The organism is Paenibacillus ihumii (assembly GCF_001403875.1).
In the GTDB taxonomy this organism is placed as follows: Bacteria; Bacillota; Bacilli; order Paenibacillales; family Paenibacillaceae; genus Fontibacillus; species Fontibacillus ihumii.
Genome location: NZ_LN884298.1, coordinates 135046 through 157334, shown reverse-complemented (window position 1 = coordinate 157334; position 22289 = coordinate 135046). Strand labels below are relative to the sequence as shown.

Sequence of the window (22289 nt, the reverse complement as noted above, 5' to 3'; positions counted from 1 at the left end):
CGGTAAGGGAAGAAATAAGTTGTAAATGAGGGCAAGTTTAGAAAAGTAACAAAGTTGCAAATTTTTTTTGAAAAGGGCGCAACTTTTTGAATCCTGCTGCGTTTAAGATGTAGAGCATTACAATGACAACCAATTTAATACGACTAATTTAGACATCCAACATGTGCCTTATGGGGAAACTTGTCTATCTATTAGAAAAATTAGCTTTACGGTTGTTGGTATACATTGTATAATGTCTAGGTAGGATTAGGTAACTAGTCTAGTTCTACGTTCTATTTGCTTGCTTCGTTTACAAGTTTCTGCGGCCAACCGCAGACCTAAATTATAGGAACTCGCTCAAGACTCTGGAAAGGAGGTGCAATGGCTAATGAGTAACACGAGCTATTCATTTAAAGAAAACTCTCATATGAAGGATATTCAAGGAGGAGAAAAAAAGGTTATGAAGAAAATTTTATCCGTAGCTTTGTCTACAGCAATGGCATTCTCCATGTTTGCTTCCGTAGCATTCAGTGCCGATGCAAAGCTTACTCCACAACAACAATTTGATGCATTGAAAGCAGCTGGTATCGTAGCTGGATACCCAGATGGAACAGCAGGTCTTGACAAAACAATCACTCGCGCTGAATTGGCAACAATCATCGTTAAAGCGATCGATTTGGATCCTATTCCTGGCGTAGCTACTTACAAAGACAAGAACTACAGTGTTAACCACTGGGCAGCTAAGTACATCGAAGCAGCTACTGAAGCTGGCATCCTGACTGGTAAAGACGCTGTTAAACAACTGTTTGGACCAAACGACAACCTGACAGTTCAAGAATTGGCAGTAGTTTTGGTTAAAGCGTTGAAACTTGAAGTTCCAGCTGAAACTAACAACACTGCAACTGAGTGGGCTAAAGGCTACGTTCAAGCTGCAATTGACAAAGGCTTGATCGAATCTGGTATCAACTACCAAGCAAACGCAACTCGCTCTCAAGTAGTTGTAGCAGCTCATGCAATCTACGAAGCTAACCAAGTTCCTACAGTTGCTTCCTACACTGTATCTGAAGCTGGTAAAGTTGTTGAGTTCAAACTCTCCAACGACGAAGTTGTGAAAGTAACTTTGGAAGAAGCTCTTGCGCCTAACAAAGAAACTGAAGTGAAATTCACTCACAACGGTCATGAGTACACTCACAAAGTAACTTATGTTACTACTGTGGCTCAAACAGTTCGTTCTGTATCTGCTGCTGACCTGAAACAAGTAGTTGTTGAGTTTGACGGTACTGTAGATACAGTTTCTGCTGAAGATCCTCACAGCTATTCTATTTCTGGAAAAACTTTCGACCAAGCTACATTGTCTGAAGATAAATCTTCAGTAACATTGCGCTTGGATGAGGATAGTGTTCTTACGAACCAAAAAGAAGTAGAAATTGCTATTAATAACGTTAAAAATGAAGATGGAACAAAAACATTCACTCAAAAAGTGAAATTCACTCCAGTTGATGTAACTACTCCTACTGTTAAAGAAGTTACAGCATTGGGAACTAAAGCAATTAAAGTTAAATTCAGTGAGCCAGTAAGTAGAGGAGAAGCTACTAAATCTACGAACTACAGAATTAATGGTAACGTAATTGGTGCTTCTGTAGATTACAGCTACCCTGACACAGTTATTCTTAAAACTGAACTGACTGAAGGCGACCACAAACTGTCTGTTAGCAATGTGGCTGACTTTTCTGGCTTGAAAGTTGTACCTGTAGAGAATGAGTTTACAGCTACAGTAGATACAGCAGCACCTGAAATTGTCTCCATTAAAACAAATGACTTGAAAAAAGTAACAGTTGAGTTCAATGAACCAATTAAACGTGTTGATAGTGCTTATGCTAACGTTAGTGGAACCACTCCAGATACAATTAAAATCGAGGACACTAAAGTTATCCTTACTTTCAGCCAATCCAAGCCGTTGAACTATGGAGAAAACACAATTTACTTGAAAGGTGTTCGCGACTACAGCGATAATACCGCAGATCGTGAAGGAAAAGTTACTCCAACCCTGGATACGACTCGCCCTGTGGTAGTTAACACTGAATTCAAAACTGACAAAGACGGTAACTTCAAAGTTGAACTTAGATTCAATAAAGAATTGAAAACTGAAACAGTTAGAGACCGTTCCAACTATGTTCTGAAGGATGCAGACGGTAAAATTGCTGATAAAGATGGCACTGATTCAAAAGGTAACCCGCTTGCAACTCCAGAGTATGATAAAAATACTGTAACTGTTAACCTTGGTAAAGACCTTGGTAACGCTAGTTACACTTTGACTGTATCTAATTTGGAAGATACTGCTTATGTTGCTAATAAACTTCTTCCTCATACTGTCAATTTGAATGCTGGTCAAGTTCAACGTGGTGAAATTAACCGTGTATGGCTTGATGAGATTTCTGGAACTAAGTATGTTTACATTGAGTTTAATAAAGCTGTAAAAGCTAGCGGAGATAACAACGTTAGAGATGCAGCTAAATATTCTTATGCAGCTAGTGATGCAGCAGGTGTTATTAAAAAACAGTTGACTGAAAATAATGATGACGTTCAACTTGTAACATCAGATACAATCCGCATTGAAACTAAAGAAATTGTTCCTAAAACCGGATTTATCTTTGCAAGCTACATCGCTGCTGAAGATGGAACTTATTTCACACAAAATAGCAGCTACGAGTTGAAAAAACAAGTATCTGAAAATGTTATCAAATTGAAGGAAGCTAAGCTTACTAGCAAAGAAGAGTTGAAGCTTGAGTTTGATGGAAAAATTTCCAGCGTTGACATCAACGATTTCACAGTAAGAAGTATTTATGGTGGCGTTGCAATTAGCCCAACTGGTTATACTTCAAATAGTGATGGATCTGTAATTACATTAAAATTTACTGACGTAAAGGTTCCAGTAGATCCAGAAACACAAGGGCTGTATGTGGAAACAAGATCAGATGCACGTTCCCAAGACTCTATTGGTAACAAATTGGTTATCAAAGCTCCAGAGCGTGATGAGCAAGGAAATCTGAAACCAAATCAAACTAGTCTGATCAAGGACGATGTTGCACCAGCTCTTGCAAAAGACAATGACTTCAAAATCGTTCGAGATTCTGTTACTAATGCTACTTACGTAGCGTTCAACATGACTGAAGCAGTAGATGTTAACCTCGCTGTTCTTAAGGCAGAAGATTTGTTTGTTGTTAAGGTTAACAACAATGAAATCGATGTACTAGACGCTTACTATGATGCTGTTGCTAAACAATTGAAAGTACAAATTAATGAACCAGCAACAATCGGTCTTGATGACAGAATCTTTGTTAAGTACAACGCTGATTTCGTAGGTGCTATCAAAGATAAAGCTGGTAAAAATCTTGGATCTTTTGAAGCAACATTGCTTTACAGAGATGCTAAATAATCTCCCATATGTTAAAAAAGATGAGCCCTCGGGCTCATCTTTTTTTTAATGTACAATTTTTCTTGAACTTTTTTTAGTTTAATGCGTATATACTATATACGACTTTTTTTAAATTAGGAGGTTTAATCTTGAATAGGACGAAGATGGTTGTAGCTTCATTAGCTGTAGCTGCCTTAATGGCACAGAGTGCTACTGGAGTTGTAGACGCAGCAGCAAAGTCGCAAACAACGAATACAGCAGCACCAACGCAAGCAGTTAAGACCCTAGGCAATTTAAGTGGAGTTAAGATCTCAGGCAAGAGTACGGTGAAGCTAAGTAATGTCAATATTCTATCGCAAGATGATGGGAATATATTGACATATACCCTGACGTATCACAACAATGATAGCAAGACATTATCTTTAATTGATTACTGGACAAAAGTAAAAACGAAATCAGGGACAGTGTATAGCGTAAGCGTGGTAGGAGCGGATAAAGAGAAGAAGAAGGTTGTTCCGGGTTCTTCAGTTAACGTTACTTATACCACAAAGATAGCTAAGCATTTGAAGTATAGCGACCTGAATTTTCAAATCGTGAAGTGGAACTTTAGCGTTTCTGGCTATGAGCAAGTGTTAGGAAGTATAAATATTCCCTCTACATATGCTGTAGCTACACCTGTGAATACTACAAGGAAGTTAAATTTAAATGAGTTTTCTGCAAACGCCAAGGTTATGTCTGTTAACGTTTTGGGGTCAGGTGATTCTAACTATGTAAACATTGCTCTCTATTTGCAAAACACAGGCTCCAGCTCCATAGAAAATCCGAATCTTAAATATGTCGTTCAAACGCCGAGCGGGACGGCATTTGCCGTAACACCGGATGCTGCTAGTTCGAATATTAAGATTTTGCCTCAAGAGAACAAGACATTAAACTTGATTGCGAAGATTCCTAAACACGTCAATTTGAATAACTTGCAGCTGCTGCTTGTTCAAAATGACGAGACTTCGAAAAGAGATATACCTGTAGCTTCTATGGGCTTGGGTACTAAACAAGGACAATCTTCTAAAACAGCTGCTAATAAAGAGCGTCTGCTTAAAATTGACAGTACGAATATTACGACAAAGGTAGTAAGTATTGCTAGAAACCAAAGCTTTGGTAAGAGTGACCTTTCGATTCAATTCTCCCTTCTCAATAAGGGGGATAAGGCGGTTACCATACCTAATTATTCCTTCGAGGTTCAAGTTGGATCGAAGTCATATCCACTTGCCTCTAGTGGTTTGGAAGGTATAACTTTAGAACCGAATGAGGAACAAATCATTTCAGTCGACGGGACGATACCGCTTATCGCTAATGTTGATGAGATCGATTTAGTTATGAAAACACCAACCGGCGGGGCGCAGGGTTCACCCGAAGAACCAACTCCAGCACAAGGAAAAAGTTATCCTGTAGCTATTTACAAATTGCCAGAATATACGGAAATGCAGTATGCACAAGGTCAAGAACGCATGATTAAAAATAATGACGGTGTATTTGGTGTTACGCTAGATGCGATTCAAAAGCTTCCATGGAATGATGGCAACTTGCTGGCTACAAAAATTACAATTGTGAACAAAGGGACTAAAGCAGCTAAGCTTCCAGAGTTTGCTGGAGCCTACAAAATGGATTTAACGGCTTTAAGCAGCACAGTCCATTTGGTAAATACGAATACTACTCAAATTCTTGGACCAGGTGAGAAAACAAGCGTATATGTAGTTGCTAATATCCCATCAAGCTTGAAGTTCTCTCAATTACAGGTACAATTACTGCAGAAGACGGGCGCAGATAAAACGAGCAACTGGATTATGTTCTCAAACTACGGCAACACTAGTGGCCTAAAACAGATTGCTGAAGGCTCATACTTCAACCTGGACACGGCTGGCAAGAAATCCGATCTTAAGACTCGAAAGACGTATTTGTATAAGGGCAGCACAAGCGATATCATATATACAGAGCTCATTATGAGAAACCTGGAAAACAAACAAACGAATTTATCGCAGTTGGCGGGTTATTTCCTGACAGATGATGGACAATATTATAAAGCGGATGTAAATCAAGTCAAACATGCGGTAGGACCAGAATCGTCGAGTTTGGTATCCCTCTCCGCGAAGGTGCCTAAAGGAACAACCGTATCCAACTGGAACCTGGTTGTAGGTGAAAGTATCACGGAGGATAAACTTACTGATGCAGAGGGTAAGCCAACAGGATTTGTTAATGCTTCGTCCATGGAGTTGAACCTCGATAGCAGAAGCATTCAAAGCTCGCTTAAGAATGTGGAATTGTTCCCGTACACATTAACAGTTAAAGAGATTGAAGGGCGTACGAACTCTTCCGGCTTAGAAGTGAAGTTGAAGTATGACTTAAAGCGTGATTTGACATATGATATGGGTGAATTCCAGCATAAGTTCATTCTTGAGGTAACTGATTCCAGCGGAGCAAGATTTGAGAAGGAAATTGAACTGGAAAAAGACTTTGTTGTCGGTGGTAATCAGACCTTCTCATATGTTATAAGTGATCCTATCTTTGCAACATCTAGATCCGGCGGATTCCAATTCTCCATCTATGATTCCTATCAAGGGGAGAAGACAAAAATCGCTACGCAGGCTGCATACTTTGTTAATAATGATTTATATTAATATTTTCAGCAAAAATCCCTCTTGAAGGGATTTTTGCTTGTTTCCATCCTATAAACCTACTATCATGAAAGAGATTGATAGATGAGGAAGAATTCATAATCATGTTTCTTAATAGGAGGTTCATCATGAAAATTACGTGGAAAATTGCAGCGGCAGCTGTGCTGATTGGTGGAGGATTATGGGCTGGTTCATTGTTGAATGAGAAGGTAGAAGGAGCCGGAGTGACGAATCAACCGGGAACCGCTGATGATCCTGTTGTGACTAAGAGCTATGTCGATCAACAAATTCAGCAGGCTCTAAAAGGAGGAGGCAGCACTCCATCTTCCCAGGGAAGCGCTGGTTCAAGCTCAGATGCGCAAGCTGGGGGCAACACTGTGGCAGCACCTGCAGACGAGGTTAAAATTGTCGAAGTGAAGCCAGGCCAGAAGCTGATTGCTGCAGCAGGCGCAGAGTTCATTGTACGCGCTGGAAAAGCCGTCATTTATAGCGAAGATCAAAATGGTGTGGCCGATCTGACCGATGGAAAAGATATATCCAACGGCGGCGTTGCCTCCAATAATCATTTATTATCTTTCCCAAGGGCCGGGCGAGGTATTCAAGTCCAAGACGGGCAAACGCATCCATTGACCGTTATGGTCCGTGGAGGCTATTCCATAAAGTAAAAATGGCAGTGGCGAAGCTATCCATGGAAGAAGGATGCCATCGTTAACAAACATTGAGACGGCTATCCGTTCTGGCTTGAAGCATACTATTCCTGAAGCATGAGATTTTATCAGGAGGTGCCTGAAGATGGCCAGAAGCAATCGAAAAATTATTCCGGAAAGCCACCAAGTGCTGCGCCAGTGGAAATATGAAATTGCTGCTGAATTTGGGCTGCCGGTTAGCAGCTCTGGGGGAGCGCTTGGTTCAGCTGATACAGAATTTGCAGGAGAGCTTGGTACTAGTGGTACAACCGCTGGATACTCGAGCTACTGGGGGCATTTGACTTCCCGTGAAAACGGCTCTGTAGGCGGGGAAATTACTAAAAGACTTATCGCTCATGCTCAGCGAAATTTAGTCGAATAATTTTTTGCAAAAATTCCGATTTTATTTTGACATGACCTGGCAAATGCGTTAATATGACTTTTAAGGATTGTCAAATCAACCTTTTCCGCTCTGGAAAAGGTTCATTTTTTGCTATTGGCTTAATTTTGGGAATCCTCACAATGTGGCAGGGTAGCCCATTCAAACTATGAAGCGCATTGTATAATATTTAAGTATTGGATACTTAGGCAAATGCCATACTATCCACATGGGGAGGTTGATTGAAATGTCCATCAAAGGACGCCATTTGTTTACTTCTGAATCCGTTACTGAGGGTCACCCCGATAAGATTTGCGACCAGATCTCCGATGCGGTGCTTGACGCTTTTCTTAAAGAAGACCCTTATGCACGCGTAGCATGTGAAGTGTCTGTAGCTACCGGTCTTGTACTTGTTATTGGCGAAATTAGTACCAAATCGGAATATGTGGATATTCCTGCGCTTGTACGGAAGACGATTAGAGAAATTGGTTATACCCGTGCTAAATACGGTTTTGATTCCAATACATGCGCTGTTTTGACATCGCTGAACGAGCAGTCTGCCGATATCGCTCAAGGCGTAAACGCGGCCCTCGAGAACCGGGATCCGGCTCAAATGGACAAGGAGACTGAAAATATCGGGGCGGGCGATCAAGGGTTGATGTTCGGATTTGCAACGAATGAGACTCCTGAGTTCATGCCGCTGCCGATTGCGTTGTCCCATCGCATTGCTCGCCGCTTGGCTGAAGTACGTAAGGACGGTACGCTGAGCTATCTGCGTCCTGACGGCAAAACCCAAGTAACCATTGAGTATGAAGACGGCAAAGCGCTTCGGGTAGATACTATCGTTGTATCGACACAGCATGCTGAGGAAATCACGTTGGAGCAAATCCAGAAGGATATTAAAGAACATGTTATCCTACCTGTCGTTCCGACGGAGCTGCTCGATGAGCAAACGAAATATTTCATCAACCCTACAGGCCGTTTCGTTATTGGCGGACCACAAGGGGACGCAGGACTTACCGGACGCAAAATTATCGTGGATACTTATGGCGGTTATGCCCGTCATGGCGGCGGTGCCTTCTCAGGCAAGGATCCAACAAAAGTGGATCGTTCCGCAGCTTATGCAGCCCGCTATGTGGCGAAGAACCTGGTTGCTGCAGGTCTGGCCGACAAGCTGGAAATTCAGCTTGCTTACGCGATTGGTGTAGCGACTCCTGTCTCCATTAACGTGGATACGTATGGAACGGGTAAAATTCCGGAAGAGAAAATCGTTGAGCTCATCCGCGAGAATTTTGACCTTCGTCCGGCAGGCATCATTCGCATGCTGGATCTGCGCCGTCCGATTTACCGTCAGACAGCGGCTTACGGACATTTTGGCCGTACAGATCTTGACCTGCCATGGGAGCGTCTGGACAAAGTAGAGGTGCTCAGATCCCAAGCAGGCATCTAATACGCGATAATTCAACTTGTTAGACCGTAATACGGATATCCAGGATTGCAGTTATGCAAAAATGGGTATCCGTTTTTATTTAGAATAAAGAATTTGCCCTCCTGTTCTAAACTTGGGGAGTTCATTTGCCGTTATTATACATAGGTGTGTATTTGTCAGCCGCATAAACGGTGATATATACAGAATGATGAATCGGACGGAAAGGGGAACAGTGAAATGCAAAGGAAAGTGTCAATCCTGATTACCGCAGTGTTGTTGCTCAATATGTTATTGGGAGCAACTGTCGGTGCGGTAGCTGACCAGAGTCAACCAGTTAATGCATCTTCTAGTCTTACGGCTCTAAACTCACTAAATGCAGGAAGCATGCTGCTGAGCCAAACTTTGTTGGCTGCGGCAAGCAGTGCTCCATCTGCTTATAGCCCAACGGGTACGGGGGTGCCGGTAAATACGAAATTGGAAGTAAAATTCGGCACCAACAAGGTTCGGACGGACGGCCCGAAAACTTATACAATTTCAAGAGATGTTTCTGGATATACAGAAAAAATGGACGTTACCGTTACCCAGGCGGCTTATACGAATTCCATGATTTTAACTCCGCCTGCGAACTTGCAATACGGCAGCAAGTACACCGTGATAATTCCTGCGGGGACCTTTATTGTGGGTGAGAATCGTGGTGTGAAATCATCAGCAATCAGCTGGTCATTTACGACCGCAAATGCTTCGACCGGGACGCTGAGCGCGACCTCCTTCAGCCCGGCAAACGGAAGCAGCAGCGTCAGTACAAATGTTAAACCGGTTATTACGTTCAATCGCAACGTTAACTTGAACCGGAGCGTGTCTAACGGAGGAATTACGCTTAAGAAGTCCTCTAATCACGCTTCTATTGCGATGACGGCAACGGCTAGCGGAAACCAAGTAACGATTTCTCCAACCAGCTTGTTGGAGTCAGGCGCGAGTTACTATATTGAAATTCCAAGCAACAGCATTTATGATGCCCAGAACTCTTCTATATATTATGCAGGCCTATCAGGCACGAACAGCTGGACGTTCCAGACTGGATCGGTAGATAAGACGCCTCCGGTTCTACAGAGTGCTACCATGCAATCGAACACAACGATTAGACTATTGTACAATGAAAGACTGGATACTTCTTATAGTTTGTACACCTCTAGCTTTAAGGTGACCGTCAATGGTGAAGAACGTCGTATAAGCAGTGCGTATACCTCAGGTGATAGCGTATATGTATATTTAGAAACAGGGGTAGCGGTAGGGCAAAACGTTCGCATAAGCTATACAGGTGGGAGCGCCCGACCTATCCAAGATTTGGCCGGCAACGCGGCTGCAGCTTTTTCTGGCAAGGAAGTTACGAATGGGATCGACTCTGTGCTGCCGAAGCCGCAGGAGGGCTATATTTCTGGCAGTACATTGACGCTCCGTTTCAGTGAGAGCCTGAAGGATGTATCGACCTATGCCTATCAGCAATTTACGGTAACTGCAGATGGGCAAACTAAAGGAATTAATAGAATCAGCAAGAGCGGGTCGTTGATTTATCTATATTTGAATAGCGCTGTATCGAATGGCGACGTTGTCAAAGTATCTTATACACCGGGATCTTACCCGCTGCAGGATTATCGCGGCCAGAACATCGCCCCATTCAGCGATTATTTCGTTCGTAACTATAACGATACCAAGGCACCGGAGTTCACCAAAATCGAGGGTTCCGGCACAAAAATTATAATTACCTATAACGAGGCCCTGAGAAGTACAAGTATTCCGATGAAAAGCCAGTATTCTGTCCTGGTCAATAATTCGCCTGTATATGTAACGGGGATTGAAGTTATAACCAACCAGGTCATACTGACACTTGCCTCCTCATTCTCGAAGGATCAGAACGTAACCCTATCCTATGTCTCTGCTGCAGGGGGGATTGCGGATTTGAACGGTAATCTTGCAGGTTATATTAATCTGGAGCCCGTGAATTACAACATGGTGGCGGAGGGCATCCGATCCGCGGTCATTCGGGGCGATACGATTACCATCACTTATAATGTTCCACTAAGAGCGGGTAGCTCTGTATCGGCCAATCAATTTAGCGTGAATGTGGATCAATCGAATCGGACGGTACAATCTGCAAGCATCAGCGGCGATACGATTACCCTAAAGCTAGGCACGTCGGTATACGCCGGTCAGGTGGTCGATCTTTCTTACATGCCGGGATCTTCGCCGCTGTATGACAGCAGTGGAAAAGCCCTGCAAGCCTACAGCCGCATCTCCGTACAGAATCTTACCGGAGGAAGCTCAGGCGTTGGCACAGGCAATAGCAGCTTGCCTTCATTTCTGACGGTGTTTCCTGTGTCCGATTTTGATTTGAGCGGGTATTTGCTAAGCCTGAATACGGCGCAAGTTCATGAGAGCGTATCTTTAAGCAAGCAGCAGAGCATTAGAAGATATGTGATAGATGATGCGAAGCTGCAGGAGGCTTTCCAGTTTCTTATTAATAGCAATGCTACAAACCGGAAGCTGGTGTTCGAGGTTCCAAATACGGAAAAAGCCGCAGAGGTCTCTTGGCCGTTAGGCGCAATCGTCAATATGTATGGCCTTGGCAAAACAGGCTCCGTAGCCGTACGTCACCAGAATGTTATGTATGAGCTTCCGATCGAGAAGATTCCGTATCCGGAAATCTCCCGTTCCTTGCTCGCAAATAATTTAAATTCTGCGTATATTACGATTCAAATCGAACCGATGGACAGAGTGCAGCTGCCGGCTCAGAATTATAGCAATGGGGTCACGGTGACGCCGAATGGAGATCCGGTACAGATCAGCGTATCGGTCTATAACGGGGCTTCTGCTCAAAATCCGCTGGATGTCAGTCATTCAGGCCGAGTGCATTTTCGGGTAGTAAATCAAGGTTCGGCGAATCCTATTGCGGAGACCCAGATTTCTCTAATTAAATATAATTTAGTGGCACGTACCTCCTCCTTTGTGCCGGCAAAGGTAATGAACAGCGGGAATTATATTATTTTCAATGGAAAAACAGAGGGGAATATCATCATTGGCCCGGCGCTAGGATATAGTTACTTCAGCGATACGAGAAACCACTGGGCTAGTACGCATATCAATAAGCTGGCCGGTAAGCTGATTATCGACGGCCGCCAAGGCAGCCAATTCGAGCCGAATAGCAACATTACCCGGGCTGAATTTGCTGTGTTTATCGCCAAAGGGCTAGGGCTTGAAGGAGACGAGGCCGGCGCCCGCCGCTTCCCGGATGTTCCGTCGGGCATTACGGGAGCCTACATCGGGGCGGCTGCCAAAGCAGGCATTATCGCAGGCAATATGGACGGCACGTTCAAACCGAACAGCCACATTACCCGGGAGCAAATGGCTCTGATGATGGTCCGTGCGATGGCTTATGCGGGACAAGACATTTCTTTGGACGGATTATCTTCGGAGCAAATGCTGAGCCGTTTCAAGGATCATGGGAAGATCCAATCCAAGGAAACCGTCGCCAAGGCAGTGAAGGAAGGGATTATTCTCGGGGTCAGCAACGATACGTTCCAGCCTCAAGGCAACGCGACTCGCGCCCAGGCAGCCGCGATGCTGAAACGGGTTTTGGAGAAGCTAAATTATATATAGGACTGGATAAGACTAGATAGGACTAAGTTTAGCTATCAGTATACTTACCAACCTGATGCGAACTGTATGGGGCTGTCTCTGAAGTCATCATAGATGACTGAGAGGCGCCTCTTTTTTTAGAAAGTTATCCGGCTGCCGGAATCCGTTTCTGCGGATCAATTATTGCGCAATCAACTTCCCCCTTGCCTCATCCCGTTCTTTAGCTCATCTTATATAAGCTGTCGAACTCGAACTGGAACATAAGCTATCGAACTCGAGCACTAAATGGATTTCATGTATCTAATTATGCTCTAAACGAATGATTCAATGGAGCAGATGGATTTCATGTATCTAAAATCAAGAAATCAGCCTATGGTTGCGCTCTCCCTTTTTATAACGACATGAAATCCATTTAAATCTACTTTTCTTGCTTTGTCGCAGAAACTAACTACTATAAATCCATTTAAAACGAGAAACTCACGATTCATGCTCGGCGTAAAATGGAGATGGAGAGCGTAATTACTCACATTAAGGGCAATACGAGGCAGAGAGCGTGCTTGCTCACATCAAGGGCAATACAAGGCAGAGAGCGTAACTGCTCACATCAGGGGTAATTCCGAGGCAGAGCGCGATTGGTCACGCCAGAGGTAACCCGAGGCAGGGGGCGTGTTTGGTCACATCAAGGGCAACCGGAGCAGAGTGTGTTTGGCCAGCATCAAAGGCAACTGATCGTTTTGCAGGTTTCCCTGCGAGGCTTGGACAAGGTTCACGGCAGTTTGGGCTTGTGGCCTCAGCTCACAACCAACTGAAAGTGCAGGCATCCGCCTCGCTGCTATCATACAAAAGCAGTGGCCACAAAAAAAGGTTGGAGTGGAAACTTTACGTTTCCCCTCCAACCTTTTTATTTTAGGAGCTTATTGTACTCCCTCCATTTTTGCGTGCAAACCCGATTTCTGTGGCAATAGCGGTCTATTCAATTACTTCATTAAAGCCCGCAGCTCCGCACATGCTTCCCTTAATGGTTCTGCTTGCTCTAAATATAGAACTAATGCTTCTAGAACCACATTGCTTTGGGGCGACTCAAAGGATTCTTCCCGTATTTTCTTCAATGCCTCGCCATAGCTCGCTTTCTCAGTGACAGTGAGCAACTGGTCGGTTCTTATAAGGCGTTCCAGCTCTTCGAACACCCCATGCAGCCGGCGGGCTTCCCAAATGGCATGCTTAACTTGGCAATTCCCCTCTAAGGAATGAGCGCTGAACAGAGAAATGTTCTGCATTTCAGGGGTGTTGAATCCTTTTACCAAAATATGAATTACCTGTCCGACATAGACAGCAAGGCTGCGGCATTGCTGATCGGGGATATCGGGGCCTATGAACCGGAAATATTCCAGTAAAATGCTGCCGGCTATAAAAATGATGTCCATCGCGTGGTTCCCAATTTCTTCCCCATACCGTTCCGTGATGCTATCCTCTAACCAAAGGTAGAACTTCTCCTCTAAATCCGTCCAGGCCTGTCTAATTTTCTCATCGCCTGAATTTTTCAGCGAAGTCAGCATGTTGAACATTAGCGTATGAAAGTTATGATTTAGGACAACTTTTAAGTAGGTCGCTATAAGTTCAACGATGAGTTCGCTGGGGGAAAGCTCTAAGTTACGATACAGTTTATTAACCTCTCTATCCAACGCTTCGCTTAAATTTGAAAGGCTTTCTAACAGCAAAGTCTCCTTACTGTCAAAATACTTATATAAAGAAGGCTTGGTCATCCCGCTTTCTTTGGCGATTTCATCCACTGTCGTCAGCGCAACGCCTTTCTCGCCAAAAAGCCGCAGAGCATTTTGTATAATGATTTCCCTTTTATCCTTATTCATTTAAGAATTCCTTTCAATATAGTAAGTAGCGAACAATCAATGACCTCACCTGAAGGTGGGAAGGCGTGGCCGTTGATTACATAGAGACGGTATCTGTAGAAATGGATGGATCTGGAGTGTGTCTGCGTTTGTGCCGGTTTTCCTTCCAATTCGCAACGACCATATAAATGGAAGGCACCACGACTAGCGTTAGAACCGTCGAGAACATTAATCCAAAAATAATCGTGTAAGCCATAGGCCTGAACAATATGCTTCCCGCAACAGCCAGTGGCAGCATTCCGATCATGGCCGTAAATGAAGTGAGAACGATTGGACGGAAACGGGCGCTTGCAGCTGAAGTGACCGCTTCATACAAACCGACTCCTTCTCTGCGCGCATCCTCGATGAATTCCAGGAAGACAATACCATTACGTACGACAATGCCCGCTAGGGATATGATGCCCATAATACTCATAAAACCAATGGAAGAACCAGAAACAAAAATACCGATGATTCCGCCAGCGGCAGCCAGATATACTGTGGTCATAATGATAACTGGTGCCGACAGGGAATAGAACTGAACCGTGATCATAATAAATATCAAGAAAATGACGACGACGAACAGCATGGCCAAATCCCCGAATATATCCGCCTGGTCCGAAGTTTCGCCGCCAAGCTCAATCGAATATCCTTCTGGAATAACCATGTTATCCAGAATAGTGCGTACCTCGGCATTCAGCTCGGATGCGGTCTTCCCTACTGCGCTTGCTTCTACCGTGATCATACGCTCAAGATTATGATGCTGAATTTTTTGCGTTGTAAAAGACGCTTTCATTTCAGCCAGCTGCGCTAAAGGAACCTGTATCCCTTGTTTATTGGTAATAAAAATTTGCTGGAATAATTCATTGGGACTTGCTCCTTGATTAGATACTTGAAAATTGATATCAACGATTCTCTTGCCTGTGTCAAAGTCGCCGATATCCAGTCCGTCGCCCATCAGGCGCAGTGTTTGGGTCAGTGTGCTGTAATCGATCATATATTCGTCCATGGCCTGGTTGTTGATCTCAAACTCGAGCGTATAGCTCTGATTCCCAAAATTGTCCTTAATCCCGGTCGCGCCTTCCAGCTTGGAGATTTTCTCTTTTAGCTGCTGTGACAGCTTTTGCAGCATATTCAAGTCTTCACCAGCAATCCGGACGGATACTGCGGAACCAACCGGAATTCCAAGCCGGGGAACATGGGTAGATATCGTTGCGCCCGGGAATTGCTGCTTCAGCTGTGACTCCCAAGCGGAGACGGTCTTGTCTAAATGGAAGAGATCGGGCTTGCCGATGACTGAAATCTGCCCTACAGAGGTTGAAGGTGCCAGGGCATTTGTAATGTCGGAATATAATTGCGGCGCTCGGCCCCCAACCCCTACGCTTACAAATTCGGTCTCAGGCTGCTTCTCAATCCATTTGGTTATATTGTTCACCATGCGGTGGGTCTCCTGGAAAGACGTGCCTACGGGCATTTCAACATTGATGCTGACATGCGGATCTTCAGATTCCGGGAACAGATCAATAGGTGTAATCAAAGCTAAACTGAACGAGGCTGTTCCGATCAGGAGGCCCATGCTTGCATATAATTTTGGTTTTTGAAGTACTTTCGGAATAAGAGTGCCGGAATACCACTTGGTTAAGATCTGAATTTGTTTGCCGAGCAGGCCCGCAGGCTTCGACTCCTCGAAAGGAGGAGGGCTCTGATCGCTGCTGGCTTCTTCGTCAACTGAGTGGCTCTTGACAATCGCTTTTTGTCTGCGCCGATTCTCATGCCACTGCCGGAAGATCGGTATGATGGTCAGCGACATAATCATGGAAGCGAACATGGAGCAGGAAATAACAATCGGGAGCGGCTTAATAAAGGAACCGATATCCCCAGTTAAAAATAATAAAGGTGCAAATGCAAAAATAGTCGATAAGGTTGCCGTCAGAATAGATATGGCAACTTCCTTCGCTCCCTTGATTGAGGCGACTTCTGGACTTTCGCCCAGTACGCTTAACCTGCGTTCGATGTTATCGTTGACAACGACGGCATCGTCCACCAGTATTCCCAGCACGATAATCAAGCCTACAATGGATATTTCATTGATAGTGATTCCCGTGAAAGGCATTGCGATCATGCCAATGGCAATGGAAATCGGTATGGCAGCTGCTACGATGAGCGAAGTCATCAGATTAAGCCCTAATGTACAGACCAAAATTACAGCGGCGATGGCGATCAGCATCTCCTTAAGCAGTTCGCTGAACATATTGCTGACAACTTCCTTCTGACCAAAGGCATAAGCAAATTGTACGTTGCTTGGTAATCTTTCTTTAAGCTCATCCAGTCTGTCAGAGACCAGCTTATCCATCTTCGGAACATCTGAGCCGGTCTGTGCGGACACATTGATTGAGATGGCCGGCTTCCCGTTATAGTAAGCAAGATAGGTTGGCTTCTTATCCGCCAGCTGAACCTGGCCGATATCTTTTAAGTACACCGGAAACCCGCTTTGAGTCTTGCTGACAAGTACTTCATTCAGTTCTTCCGCCTCTTTGATTTCGGGCACAACAAGCTCATAGCTGCGGGAATCATAATCCACCGAGCCAAGAGGGGTACGATTGTTCATATTCGTTACTGCCTGCACAACCTGCTCCCAAACAATACCGTACTGCTCCAGCTTTTGCAGGTCGACCTTAATGCTCACTTCTTTGTCAGGGATCCCCTCGATCTTTACGTCCGCAACACCGCTCACCTGGCGTATCTTATCCCGCCATTCGATCATGAGGTCACTGAGGGCATACAGTGTGTCTGGGTTGTCGGCATAGATGACATAGGATCCTATGAAGGAGGAGAACAGGTCGTCGTTAACAATAGGCTTTAGAGCGCCATCCGGCAAATCGGCAGTCGCGTCCTCAACCTTTTTACGCAATTGATCCCAAGTAGAAGCAGCATCCGCGTCAGGGTAAGCATATACAATGATGGAGGAAACGCCGCTAGAGCTGGTCGATTCAATGGTTTCAATGGTTTCAACCTGCTTGATGGTCTGTTCCAGCACCTTGGTGACGGATTGCTCTACCCGCTCTGGTGTGGCTCCCGGGAAAATAGTTGTGACTATCGCTTGCTTCAATACGACGTCAGGCATATCCTGCCGGGGAAGAGTGGTCGCGCTAAAAATACCGAATAGAATAAATATTACAAAGAGTAATATTGTGATTTTTCTTTTCTTTATGGAGTATTCGATCATTCTGCATTATCCTCCACGATCGTGATCGTGTCTCCGTCAAACAGGCTCTCTGCTCCAACGCTGATAACAACGTCGCCTTCATGAAGGCCTGAGGTGATACTCAAGCGATTATCCTCGCTCATATGAGCCCCCAATTCTACCACTGTTTTGACGGCTTTACCGTTAACGTGCTTGAAGACATAGGGCTCCTGTCCATTGCTAATCACCGCTCCGGCTGGAACAAAGATCCCCTCTTGTCCGATGAATGATCGGCTTGCACGAACCACTTGCCCTGGAATCCAATCATGTTTAGGATTGGGGACGTTCACTTCTACGGTTAAGGTTCCCGTTCCTTGATTGGTTGCGGGGGAGATTCTTACGACAGTGCCTTGCCGTTTGCTGCCGTTCTGTTCTAGTGTGATGGCTTGGCCAGGCTGCCAGTCGGCTGCCTGGTCGTTTGGAACAGCTATCGGTACCTTCAGTGTATCGACAGTACCGATAACAAAGGCTTCCGCTCCAGCGGGTGCCATTTGGCCGACAACCGCATTTTTACTCAAAATGACGCCCTCTATAGGCGCCGTCAGTTTGGTTTTGCTTACCGATAATTCGACTTGCTTAAGCTGCACTACTGCCTGATCGTATGCAGCCTGTGCTTGCGCCTGAGCGCCCTTGGCTTGAGATACAGCTGCCTCGGCTGCGCTTTTGCCCGCTTTGGCCTGTTCAACTCCGGCTTGTGCCGACTTGCGCTGCTCCGCGGTAGCACCCTCGGTTATCTCGGATAGCGATTGCTTGGCGTTTTCCAGCGAGGTTTCCGCCTCTTTAAGCTGCAGTTGAAATTTTTCATAGTCATCCAGCGATATCAGGCCTGCGGAATAAAGATTCGAATAACGCTCTTCATCTGCCAGGAATTTGTCATAGGCGCTTTGGGCCATAGCAACCGCATTCTGCGTCTGAGCAAGCTTCTGGGCCGATGCACCTTTCTCTACTGCAGTAAAGTTTGCCTCGGCCGTATCCAGCTGTGCTTTGGCCGCCTTGGCTTGCGCTTCTGCCGCTTCAACGCCCGCTTTGGCTGCGCTGAGCTGGCCCTCAGCTTGAGCTACGCCGTTCTGCGCTTGCTTCAGCTGCAATTGTGCATTTTCATCATCAACGACAGCCAAAACATCCCCTGCTTTTACCTGATCCCCTGCTTCTACGAGCGTCTGCTTAATCTCTCCCGAGGTTTGAAAAGAGATGCGTGCTTCCACTTCAGGCTTCAGCGTCCCCGAGAAACTATATTCAGCATTTAATGGTTCTTTCTTGATCGTGATTACCTGTACGGCGATAGCATCTTCTTCAGATGCAGTCTGGTTACTAGCAGAGCCGCATGCAGCCGTTGTCATCATCACGGTAATGGCTAAAAATAGAGCCGGCCAGCGTCCTTTCATTCAGTTCCTCTCCTCCTGAAATTTATCATCTAGTAAAAATTTTAACTTTAAAGTAACCCAGTCGTGATGCGCTTGTCAAGCGACGGACAGAAAGTTGAATTCTAGATTTCAGGATGATATTATGGGGTCGATGTGACTAGTCTGATTTTGGGAGAGAGAGGTAAAGTTTGTATGAAAAGATGCCTATCGGCAATGATATCGTCACTGCTATGTTTGGGCCTTTTATCAGCAGGGCCGGCAGCAGCCTATGCAAAGGCGGATGATGATAATACGATACGTACCGGGAAAGAAGCTACAGTTCATAAGGTGTTAAAGGATTCTTTTATTGATTCGGGTTCCCTAGTACCAATAAAACGCCTAGACCTTGATACAGTGCTAAAATTATCGCTGGATCATTCACTGAACTACAGGTTGTTAACTTATAAATTAACGGCTTTAAAATTAAATGAAGGAAGCCTCAAGGAACAGAAAAGAGAGCTTGATAATGCCAGCGGCGGGGCGGGAAGCTCATATACCTTGCCGGGATCTATAGAGGAAATGCAGGAGAAGTATGGCGAGATCCCGGAAGAAATGCTGCCATTCCTGTATCCTACGCTGGAAACGAACATGGTTGTTAATCAGTTATTGAACGGTGTCGGAAATATCTCCGATGCCATGAACAAGCAATTGCAGGGGCAGCGCGACCAGCTAGTACTTGCCCTGAAGCAGGTTGAGCTGGAGCAGTCCAATACCGTTCTTGATTTGGAGGAAGCCCGTATAGGGATAAAATTGCAAATGACTTCACAGTTTGCAGAACTGCTCTCGTTAGATAATCAGTTGAATATGGCCCAGGAGTATCTGGCAATTCTCAAGGCAGATGTACGGCGTGCCGAGCTGCTGCAGGAAGCGGGAATGACTTCGGCAGCAAAGGTAACCGAGGCTCAAAGGGAAGTACAGAAGCAGGAGCAGCAGATAGACGGGCTAAAAAACAAGTATGAATTGGCGTTAGTTCAACTTTGCTTTGATCTCGGCATTGCTTACAGCCCGAATATTGAACTGGTGGACATCCCGGATTTTAACCCGCAGCCAATCAGCCCTTTGGAGCGGGAACGCATATTGGCAAAATCATTCGAAATGAAACGGCAGTGGAATTCGATCATTCTGGCGAAGCAGCAAGAGACTCACACCCGTTCTTCAAGCGAGGATCAGAGGGATTTGCTAGAGATGAATGTGCGTATTGCAGAGCAGCAGGCAGAGAAGGCGCGAATCGATCTCAACAAAAAAGTGGATGAATTGTACAGTAATGCGGAAATGGCTTATAAAGCTTACCAAAATGCTGCGGATGATTATGATAACGCTAAACAGGATCATATCCACATGACGAAACGTTACGATAACGGATTAATGTCTCGCCATGATTATGAAAAGTCAGCATTCGTTTTGACACAGCAGGAGACCATGAAGGAACTGGCTCGTATTCAGCTTTATGTTGTCCAGCGTTCCGTTGATGCGCTTGAAGAGGGTTTTATTATGTAGGGATTAGCCTATGGACTAACTAGGCATGAACCCGCCACTTTATGATTATGATAAATTGTATGGCGTAATGTCCTGCCATTTTAAAGATGGCAGGACGTTTTTGTGAGTTCATAGTTTGATTACCTTGTGCGTTGCAGTGTGACGTACCTTGTGAGTTCATAGTTTGATTACCTTGTGCGTTGCAGTGTGACGTACCTTGTGAGTTCATAGTTTGATTACCTTGTGCGTTGCAGTGTGACGTACCTTGTGAGTTCATAGTTTGATTACCTTGTGCGTTGCAGTGTGACGTACCTTGTGAGTTCATAGTTTGATTACCTTGTGCGTTGCAGTATGACGTACCTTATGAGTTCATAGTTCGATTACCTTGTGCGTTGCAGTGTGACGTACCTTATGAGTTCATAGTTTGATTACCTTGTGCGTTGCAGTGTGACGTACCTTATGAGTTCATAGTTTGATTACCTTGTGCGTTGCAGTATGACCTAGTTTGTGAGTTCGCAGTTTGACGTATCTGTGTGTTCATAGTCTCACCTACCTTTGTGTTGACCTACCTTGTATGTTCATAGTCTGATCTATCGTCAAGTAATTTGCATAAGTAGGGAAATATGACCAACGGGGCAGTAGATGCGCCTGAAAGAAGGACTCGCGCAATAACTGGATTTGCTGTATATAAAAGCAGTACTTTATTTCTGAGTGGGTAATTAGCTGGAATTCTTGTAGTTAATATGAGTTGGAAAGGGAAGTAAGTTCAAAAAGCAATGCGGCAAATACACGAAATCCAGCTATTTTATATAGTCAGAGATTAAAACTAAAAATAGATACGAGAAATCCATCTAAAAGTAATCCATCTAAAAGTAATCCATCTAAAAGTAATCCATCTAAAAGTAACCCATCTAAAAGTAACCCATCTAAAAGTAACCTGTAGCTTTTCTTATTGTGGAAGTAGCCAAATTGGATTTAATTGATGCTTTTAATTAGGGTAGAAAGGGCATAAGGGTTAGTTGATTATATCCCAAGCGTTTCTCATGAGTTCATACCGATGTACGCGCAGTCCTGCGCCAGAGTAAATGGGCCGAAGCCAGCCTTTTTGAGTAAGTGAATGTAAAATCCGAATGGCCGTGCGATGATCAATACAAAGATGAGTTGCTACCTGTTTGGGGCGAATGGGCTGCATAGAACTCAGGCATAGGCGAATAACCGCTGCTTCTTCTAGAGCGCCTGGCTTAAGGGGATGGTGTTGTGTCAGGTAGCGGTTGAAAAGCAGCTGTAGCAAATTGCGGCATATTTCGGGCCTATTGGCAACGTCATCATAGGCTAGTGATATTACCCGGTAGCCAAGTGCTTGCAAGTAAAGCTCCCGATTCAATTCATTGCTGTATTTTGTCCGATCCATCTCGGCGACATGCGGGCCATAGCCTTTAATTTCAATGATGAATTTTAAATGCCCCGGTAAGAAGGCGAAATCGCCGAAATAGGAGCGCCCGCGCCAGTCAGGGACTTCGTACTCGGGATGAAGATGATCGAGGTTTCTGTACAGCGGCCACCAGACATTTTTCAGAAAGAGTGTCTCTCCGTGACCATGCCCCCTCGCAAGACGTGCTTTGCGTTCCCCCTTGCGACGTAGAATGTGACTGTCAATAAATTGCTTATGAGCTTTTTCGAATTCCATACTAGCCTACCTCCTATAAGTTAATGACGGCAAACTAAAGACGCAAAAAACGCCCTACCCATTAAAAGATGGTTAGGACGTTCTTCGTCATGTATGGCACCATTATACGAAAATATATCACATTTAGCTAGCGGCATAAGTAGGGATTAAATTATCTTTTGAAGCAGAGAGGGGGTTTAATTAATGAGGGGGAGTGTGGCATGACGGAATAACGGTATAATGCAAATGGATTTCTTGCAATTAATTCAACTAGATTTCATGGCAGGTTAAATTTAGTTGGATTTGGAGTATTTAAAACGGCTTAAAAATGTAAAAGTCACTGTCCTAATTAATTTAAATACTATGAATCCAATTAATTTCTCTTAATAGAGCCTCTTCTTTAAAATAGATACAGTAGATCTAC

At 44.6% G+C, this 22289-nt stretch carries 11 protein-coding genes; 7 read left to right on the top strand and 4 right to left on the bottom strand.

Features of this window, described 5'->3' with window-relative positions:
- Positions 1 to 367 precede the first annotated feature (367 nt).
- The 6 genes from BN2762_RS05805 (at position 368) to BN2762_RS05780 (ending at position 12211) form a co-directional block, all read left to right on the top strand.
- Complete coding sequence (locus BN2762_RS05805; RefSeq protein WP_055106082.1) at positions 368 to 3415, top strand: S-layer homology domain-containing protein; 3048 nt, start codon at positions 368 to 370, stop codon at positions 3413 to 3415.
- A 128-nt stretch (positions 3416 to 3543) separates the two neighbouring features.
- Entirely contained in the window at positions 3544 to 6066 is a 2523-nt protein-coding gene (locus BN2762_RS05800; RefSeq protein ID WP_055106081.1) for a hypothetical protein, read from the top strand.
- Positions 6067 to 6191: 125 nt separating this feature from the next.
- Positions 6192 to 6728 (top strand): hypothetical protein, encoded by a 537-nt coding sequence (locus tag BN2762_RS05795; RefSeq protein WP_055106080.1) that lies wholly within the window; start codon positions 6192 to 6194, stop codon positions 6726 to 6728.
- A gap of 127 nt (positions 6729 to 6855) precedes the next feature.
- A complete protein-coding gene (locus tag BN2762_RS05790; RefSeq protein WP_055106079.1) occupies positions 6856 to 7131 on the top strand; it encodes an alpha/beta-type small acid-soluble spore protein in 276 nt (91 codons plus the stop codon).
- 244 nt (positions 7132 to 7375) lie between these two features.
- Positions 7376 to 8578, top strand: a complete 1203-nt coding sequence (gene metK, locus BN2762_RS05785) for a methionine adenosyltransferase (protein ID WP_055106078.1) — start codon at positions 7376 to 7378, stop codon at positions 8576 to 8578.
- Between the two features lie 216 nt (positions 8579 to 8794).
- Positions 8795 to 12211: a SwmB domain-containing protein gene (locus tag BN2762_RS05780; RefSeq protein ID WP_083484784.1), complete on the top strand. Its 3417-nt coding sequence runs from the start codon at positions 8795 to 8797 to the stop codon at positions 12209 to 12211.
- A 956-nt stretch (positions 12212 to 13167) separates the two neighbouring features.
- On the opposite strand, the gene BN2762_RS05775 is transcribed toward BN2762_RS05780, so the two are convergent.
- The 3 genes from BN2762_RS05775 to BN2762_RS05765 all read right to left on the bottom strand — a co-directional run bounded on the left by BN2762_RS05775 (position 13168) and on the right by BN2762_RS05765 (position 18705).
- Positions 13168 to 14058, bottom strand: coding sequence for a TetR/AcrR family transcriptional regulator (locus BN2762_RS05775; protein WP_055106076.1), 891 nt, complete (start codon positions 14056 to 14058; stop codon positions 13168 to 13170).
- A 76-nt stretch (positions 14059 to 14134) separates the two neighbouring features.
- Positions 14135 to 17302: an efflux RND transporter permease subunit gene (locus BN2762_RS05770; protein WP_055106075.1), complete on the bottom strand. Its 3168-nt coding sequence runs from the start codon at positions 17300 to 17302 to the stop codon at positions 14135 to 14137.
- Positions 17299 to 18705 (bottom strand): efflux RND transporter periplasmic adaptor subunit, encoded by a 1407-nt coding sequence (locus BN2762_RS05765; RefSeq protein ID WP_055106074.1) that lies wholly within the window; start codon positions 18703 to 18705, stop codon positions 17299 to 17301. The genes BN2762_RS05770 and BN2762_RS05765 overlap by 4 nt, the downstream gene beginning before the upstream one ends.
- Positions 18706 to 19077: 372 nt before the next feature.
- On the opposite strand from BN2762_RS05765, the gene BN2762_RS05760 reads away from it, so the two are divergent.
- On the top strand, positions 19078 to 20220 hold the full coding sequence (locus BN2762_RS05760; protein WP_222861033.1) for a TolC family protein: 1143 nt from the start codon (positions 19078 to 19080) through the stop codon (positions 20218 to 20220).
- 994 nt (positions 20221 to 21214) lie between these two features.
- On the opposite strand, the gene BN2762_RS05755 is transcribed toward BN2762_RS05760, so the two are convergent.
- On the bottom strand, positions 21215 to 21886 hold the full coding sequence (locus tag BN2762_RS05755; protein WP_055106072.1) for a PDDEXK family nuclease: 672 nt from the start codon (positions 21884 to 21886) through the stop codon (positions 21215 to 21217).
- Between the last annotated feature and the right edge of the window lie 403 nt (positions 21887 to 22289).

Coding starts and splice junctions, on each gene's coding strand:
- BN2762_RS05775 (WP_055106076.1), bottom strand. CDS start 14,058: ATGAATAAGGATAAAAGGGAAATCATTATACAAAATGCTCTGCGGCTT.
- BN2762_RS05790 (WP_055106079.1), top strand. CDS start 6,856: ATGGCCAGAAGCAATCGAAAAATTATTCCGGAAAGCCACCAAGTGCTG.
- BN2762_RS05755 (WP_055106072.1), bottom strand. CDS start 21,886: ATGGAATTCGAAAAAGCTCATAAGCAATTTATTGACAGTCACATTCTA.
- BN2762_RS05805 (WP_055106082.1), top strand. CDS start 368: ATGAGTAACACGAGCTATTCATTTAAAGAAAACTCTCATATGAAGGAT.
- BN2762_RS05770 (WP_055106075.1), bottom strand. CDS start 17,302: ATGATCGAATACTCCATAAAGAAAAGAAAAATCACAATATTACTCTTT.
- BN2762_RS05795 (WP_055106080.1), top strand. CDS start 6,192: ATGAAAATTACGTGGAAAATTGCAGCGGCAGCTGTGCTGATTGGTGGA.
- BN2762_RS05780 (WP_083484784.1), top strand. CDS start 8,795: ATGCAAAGGAAAGTGTCAATCCTGATTACCGCAGTGTTGTTGCTCAAT.
- BN2762_RS05765 (WP_055106074.1), bottom strand. CDS start 18,705: ATGAAAGGACGCTGGCCGGCTCTATTTTTAGCCATTACCGTGATGATG.
- metK (WP_055106078.1), top strand. CDS start 7,376: ATGTCCATCAAAGGACGCCATTTGTTTACTTCTGAATCCGTTACTGAG.